Below are 6000 nucleotides of genomic sequence, written 5' to 3' on the forward strand. Positions count from 1 at the left end.
CCGGCGACCCGCCTGCCAATACCCGCTCCTGTTTGGGTCAGCCCGAAGGACTCACGTCAACTGCAGGCAATCTCGCAATTAACTCCTGTATAATACACCATGTCAGGTCTTGAAGATGATCTTCAGAAGGCTGAAAAGAGATCCCGATTCAGGGTCCTTATCAGCATATTCTTCGTCCTTGGTGCGCTTGCCGGCGTTGGCGGCGGTTTTGTCTATTGGACGCTCTCAGACCTTCCCAAGCTCAATGCCATTGAAGAATATGTGCCGGTTGAATCCTCAAAGGTCTATTCCAGTGACGCTCAGGTGATAGCCGAGTTCTATGTCGAACGCAGGACATTTATCCCTCACTATGAAATCCCCCCTCACGTAAAGCAGGCTATTATTGCCATAGAGGATATCCGTTTCTACAGTCATCCGGGCGTTGATCTCATCGGCATTGTCCGTGCGCTTGTTCATGACATCAGGACGGGAGGTATGAGACAGGGTGGAAGCACCATAACCCAGCAGCTCGCAAAAATGCTTTTTTTGAAGCCGGAAAAATCGATAAAACGCAAGATCCGCGAAGCAGCACTTTCCATTCAGATCGAAAAACGATATACGAAAGACGAAATCCTCGGTCTTTACCTGAATCAGGCCTATTTCGGCGCACGGTCATATGGCATTGAGGCAGCAAGCCAGACCTATTTCGGAAAGACCGTAAAAGATCTGACCGTGGGTGAAGCAGCGCTTCTTGCGTCTCTCCCCAAGGCCCCTTCGCAGTATTCTCCGTTCAGAAACCTTGATAAAGCAAAGGAAAGACGCTCGGTTACACTCCAGCAGATGCTTCTGCATAAGTTCATCACGCGGGATCAATATGATAAAGCCACAACAGAGCCCTTCCCCACGGCCCCTCATTACCGGAAATATGAAGCCCCCTATTTTGTCGAACTCCTGAGACAGCAGTTGGAACTGAAATACGGAAGCGAGCTTTATACCGCCGGCTACAAGATCCGTGCAACCATTGACCTCAGGCTGCAGCAGGCAGCAGAAAATGCTCTCATCAACGGAGTCAAGTCCGTTGAAAAACGCTGCAAGCCAGGGATACAGGCATCTCTCATTGCCATAGATCTCCGCACGGGCCATATCAAGGCAATGGTCGGCGGATTCGATTTCTGGAAAAACCAGTTCAACAGGGCAACGCAGGCATTGCGGCAACCGGGTTCTGCATTCAAACCCTTTGTCTATGTGACCGCGATCAAGTCCGGAATGACCGCTGAAGATACGATTCATGACGCGCCAATATCCTTTAAAGGCGGCAGGCCGGGGCAGATGTGGGCACCAAAGAACTATGACGGGAAATATCATGGTGTCGTCACCCTCAGGACGGCCCTTGCCCGTTCTCTCAATACCGCCACCGTCAGGCTCGCAAGCCATGTCGGGCTTGACAATGTGATCCAGACAGCCAGGGACCTGGGCATCAGGAGCGATCTTCAGCCATACATGCCCCTTGCTCTTGGCGCATCGGACGTAACACTCCTTGAGCTGACCCGTGCATACGCGGCCTTTGCTTCCGGCAAGAAGATGGAGCTAATCCCCTATGAGCGGATAGAGAACAGGGACAAGATCGTTATCGATGAAATTCTCCCGAAACAGACGGATATTCTTGAAGAGGGCATCGTCAGGGAACTCAGGATATTACTCGGTGCTGTCGTGAAAGAAGGCACTGCTACGCGGGCAAAAGAACTGAAACGCCCGGTGTTCGGCAAAACCGGAACCACCAATGACAACACCGATGCCTGGTTCATCGGCTTTGACGATACCCTCGCAGTCGGCGTGTGGGTAGGCAGAGACGATCACAAGCCCATTGGCCCCAGGGAAACAGGGGCCTCAGCAGCCCTGCCCATATGGATAGAGTTCATGAAGCAGACAGCAAGTCAGGACACGGAAATGAGAGATTAGACAAATAACCTCAGGTCTGAACTTACTACGTTTCATCAGGAAAAATAAAAGAGCCGAAACCCAGACAGTTCTGAGTTTCGGCTCCTGGTTACTGGTTATAAGATTATAAAATCTGCCGTTATTTCTTAGGCTCTTCCTTTTTCGGTTCGGCCTTCTTCTCCTCAGGTTTTGCCGGGGCCTCCTGCTTTTCCGTTTTTGCCGGAGCAGGTTTTGCCGTCAGGGCATCCTTGTTTATCTCTATCTTGTGCGTCTTCTTCAACTCAGCCACATAGGACTCAAAGACCCCTTTCTGTTTCTCTCCGGAGAGTTTCTGCGAAACAAGATCGCGCACTTTGTCAAAGGGAATAGGCTCGCCGGTCTTCTTGTCCGTTACCTTGATAATATGATAACCAAAGGGGCTCTTGACCGGCGCGCTGGTAATCTCGCCAGCCTTGAGGGCTGCAGCTGCCCGTTCGAATTCAGGCACCATCTGGCCCTTCTTGAAGAAACCCAGGTCCCCGCCGTTTTTTGCGGATCCGGTATCAATAGAAACAGCCTTTGCAACAGCTTCGAACTTTTCGCCTTTTTTCAGCCGGGCGAGGACTTTCTGCGCCTCATCCTCAGTCTTCACCAAGATATGGCTCGCCTTGATCTCCTTTGCAACAATAAAGTCATCCTTGTTCTTGTCGTAATAGTCTTTTGCGTCCTGGTCAGAGACCTTCGCCTTTGCCATGATCTCTTTTTCAAAAAGTTCCGACACAAGGGAGAGCTTCTTGAACTCCTCAACTTTTTTCAGGTAATCCTGTCCCTTGTCATATCCCTTCTTCAGTGCTTCCTTGTACAGAAGCTCCTTATTAATGATCTCGTTCAAGAACTTCTCTTTTCCCGCAGCATCGGTAAATATCTGCTGGGCGTAATCAGGCAACGCCTGGAACTCCCGGTCGAAATCTGCCTGGGTTACTGCAGTATTGTCAATCTTCGCAAGGTAGGGGCCTTTTACCTCCGCCTCCTTCTTGGAACAAGATACCAATGCCAGTGCAACAACGCACATTACTGCAACTTTCTTCATCTTACATAGCCTCCAAAATTATAGTGCATCTGTTATAGCACATATAAGGCAAAATATGCGCGATTTTGACACGAAAACTTTTTTTGTGATACATTAACAAGATATGAAAAATCACACGAATTCAAAGCGGTTATTCCGGAAGGCATCAACGGTCATTCCCGGTGGCGTAAACAGCCCTGTGCGTGCTTTCAAGGCTGTTGGCGGCAATCCTCTTTTCATAGACAAGGCAAAGGGTTCACGCATTTATGATGTTGACGGAAACTCCTATATCGATTACGTGCTTTCCTGGGGTCCGATGATACTTGGTCATGCCTTCCCACGGGTAGTGAATGCACTTAAGAAAGCAGCAGAAAGAGGCACGAGTTACGGCGCACCGACCGCGCTTGAGATCGAGTTGGCAGAACTCGTGCTCAAACTCTATCCCTCTATGGACAGAATCCGCATGGTAAATTCAGGCACTGAGGCAACGATGTCTGCCATCAGAGTTGCGAGGGGGTTCACCGGCAGGGACAAGATCATCAAATTTGAGGGCTGTTATCATGGTCACGCTGACGGATTACTCGTCAAGGCAGGCTCGGGTGCAGTGACCTTCGGATTGCCGGACAGCCCCGGAGTGCCGAAATCCTATGCACGCAATACGCTCACCCTGCCCTATAACGATATACCTGCATTCAAGCGCCTCGTCGAAAAAGACGGTAAGAATATCGCATGTGTAATCGTCGAACCTGTTGTCGGCAATATCGGCTGCGTACTTCCTAAACCCGGCTTCCTTGAAGCCCTGAGAAAATTCACCAAGAAATATGGTATTGTGCTCATCTTCGATGAAGTAATGACCGGATTCAGGGCATCCTTCGGCGGAGCGCAGGCATACTATGGCATAAAACCGGATATGACCTGTCTTGGCAAGGTGATCGGCGGAGGTCTGCCTGTAGGCGCATATGGCGGAAGGAAAGAGATCATGTCCATGATTTCTCCGGAAGGCCCTGTATATCAGGCAGGTACTCTTTCAGGCAACCCTCTTGCCATGACAGCCGGTATCGAGACCATAAAAGAGCTTTCAAAACCGGGAATGTACAAATCGATGGAAGCAAAATGCGTACTGCTCGAAGAGGGACTTAAGAGCGCAGCGAAAAAAGCCGGAGTTTCGACCCGCTTTTACCGTGCAGGCAGCATGTTCTGCACCTATTTCACAAATATTGATGTAATTGACTATGCAACAGCAAAAAAAGCGGATGCGCAGAAGTTCTCACGGTTCTTCTCAGAGATGATCGAGCAGGGAGTCAACCTGGCTCCGTCGCAGTTCGAGGCAGGATTCATGTCCCTTGCTCATTCTGAAAAGGACATCGAAGCAACCGTAAAAGCAGCGTACGAAAGCCTGAAAAAACTATAAATAAAGCAGCAGGTAATTGGGGAGGAATTTCTTGATATTCAATCCGTTTAGTCTTGTCAAAAAAGGTATTGCCTGGTTCAGCGAGGGAATTTCGACAAAGGCCCGTATCATCATTGTCGTCATTCTCCTTCTTTTTTCTCTCACCATGCTTACCGCTGCATACAAGATCAATGACTATTTTGAAAATGATCCAAATGCATGCTTTGCCTGCCATGTCCATGATGAAGCGAACAAGCAATGGGCAAAAAGCGAGCATGCCGGCATCAACTGCCACGAGTGCCACCACTCAACCAAGAAAGACCAGCTCGTCCAGATGTACCGTTTTGCCTTTATGGGTCAAAGGTCGGTCTCGCCGCGTCATGGTGAAGTAATCGTTCCAAGGACCCTCTGTCTCAGATGCCATTGGGAAAGAGACGAGAAGTTCCCCAAGGCCCCTGACATCGGCAAATCACGGTATCATGCAAAACATGTTTTCATCGAGAAGATCGAATGTACCAAGTGCCACGGATATAAGACGCATAAATTCACCATGGAAGAGCGGTATTGCGTCACCTGTCATCAGAACAAGGAACTTCAGCCGCATGAGGCGACCGCTCAGACGAAGGATGCCAAGGGCACGAAAACCTGTCTGCCCATGGGGTCGCTTCCCTGCTTCAACTGTCACACAGACCGGACGTCCGATCTTATGCCGGGCAGGAAGAAATGTCTCTTCTGCCACGGCAGCGAATCCATAAGACAGGAACTGCTCGCAGACGGAACCATCGACGTGAAGCATTTCCAGCCAAAGCAGGAAACCATTCAGAAGGCAACGAAACTGCAAATCTCTGCTAACGCTGCCATGCAGTTCCATTGTTACGAGTGCCACAATCCTCATGTCAAGGCTCGGCCGGACTGGAACAACTGCACGCTGAAATGCCACTCGAATGTCCCGAATGTCGGCAAGCATGAACTGCATCTTCAGATGAATCTGACATGCAAGGATTGCCACAAACCTCACGAATGGAAAGTATCACCAGCTCAGGCGAGAAAAGACTGCATTAAGTGCCATGAATATAAAGATCCGAAAAATTTTCTGAAATAGAGGTAATATATGACATTCAATCCGATCAAGCTGTTCAACAATTTTACGAACTGGTTTTCAGAAAAACTGACGCCAAAGGCGAAAATCATCATAGCAACTGCCATGAGTGCCATCATTCATCAAAGAAAGACCAGATGGTCCAGATGTACCGCTTTGCCTTTCTCGGCCAGCGGTCGGTCAATCCGCGGCATGGAGAGGTGATCGTGCCCCGGACCCTCTGCCTGAGATGCCACTGGGACAGGGACGAGAAGTTCCCCAAGGCCCCTGATATCAGCAAGTCGCGGTATCACGCAAAGCATGTTTTCATCGAAAAGATCGAATGCACCAAATGCCACGGGTACAGAACGCATAAATTTTCTCTGGAAGAACGGTATTGCCTGACCTGCCACAAAGACAAGGGGTTCCGTCCTCATGGCACGACAGACAAGCCGCATGAAAAAACCCCGATGGGTGAACTGCCCTGCCTCAACTGCCATACTGACCGCACCTCAAATCTGCTGCCGGAGAGGAAAAAATGCCTCTTCTGTCATGGCGATGAAAAGG

Annotated in this window: 5 protein-coding genes; 4 read left to right on the forward strand and 1 reads right to left on the reverse strand. The window is 49.7% G+C overall.

Annotation, left to right across the window (positions count from 1 at the left end):
* Positions 1 to 99: 99 nt before the first annotated feature.
* The gene (locus tag HZB31_08430; protein ID MBI5847959.1) at positions 100 to 1938 is read left to right on the forward strand and encodes a PBP1A family penicillin-binding protein; all 1839 of its coding nucleotides are present in this window, start codon (positions 100 to 102) and stop codon (positions 1936 to 1938) included.
* A 118-nt stretch (positions 1939 to 2056) separates the two neighbouring features.
* Here the strand turns inward: HZB31_08430 and HZB31_08435 are convergent, their stop codons facing one another.
* Positions 2057 to 2986, reverse strand: a complete 930-nt coding sequence (locus HZB31_08435) for a peptidylprolyl isomerase (GenBank protein MBI5847960.1) — start codon at positions 2984 to 2986, stop codon at positions 2057 to 2059.
* 103 nt (positions 2987 to 3089) lie between these two features.
* On the opposite strand from HZB31_08435, the gene hemL reads away from it, so the two are divergent.
* The 3 genes from hemL to HZB31_08450 all read left to right on the forward strand — a co-directional run.
* Positions 3090 to 4376: a glutamate-1-semialdehyde 2,1-aminomutase gene (hemL, locus tag HZB31_08440; GenBank protein MBI5847961.1), complete on the forward strand. Its 1287-nt coding sequence runs from the start codon at positions 3090 to 3092 to the stop codon at positions 4374 to 4376.
* 31 nt (positions 4377 to 4407) lie between these two features.
* Positions 4408 to 5457: a hypothetical protein gene (locus HZB31_08445; protein MBI5847962.1), complete on the forward strand. Its 1050-nt coding sequence runs from the start codon at positions 4408 to 4410 to the stop codon at positions 5455 to 5457.
* Positions 5458 to 5591: 134 nt separating this feature from the next.
* The coding region (locus HZB31_08450) for a cytochrome c3 family protein (GenBank protein ID MBI5847963.1) at positions 5592 to 6000 on the forward strand (409 nt) is incomplete at its 3' end.

Source organism: Nitrospirota bacterium, from assembly GCA_016235245.1.
Taxonomy (GTDB): domain Bacteria; phylum Nitrospirota; class Thermodesulfovibrionia; order Thermodesulfovibrionales; family UBA6898; genus UBA6898.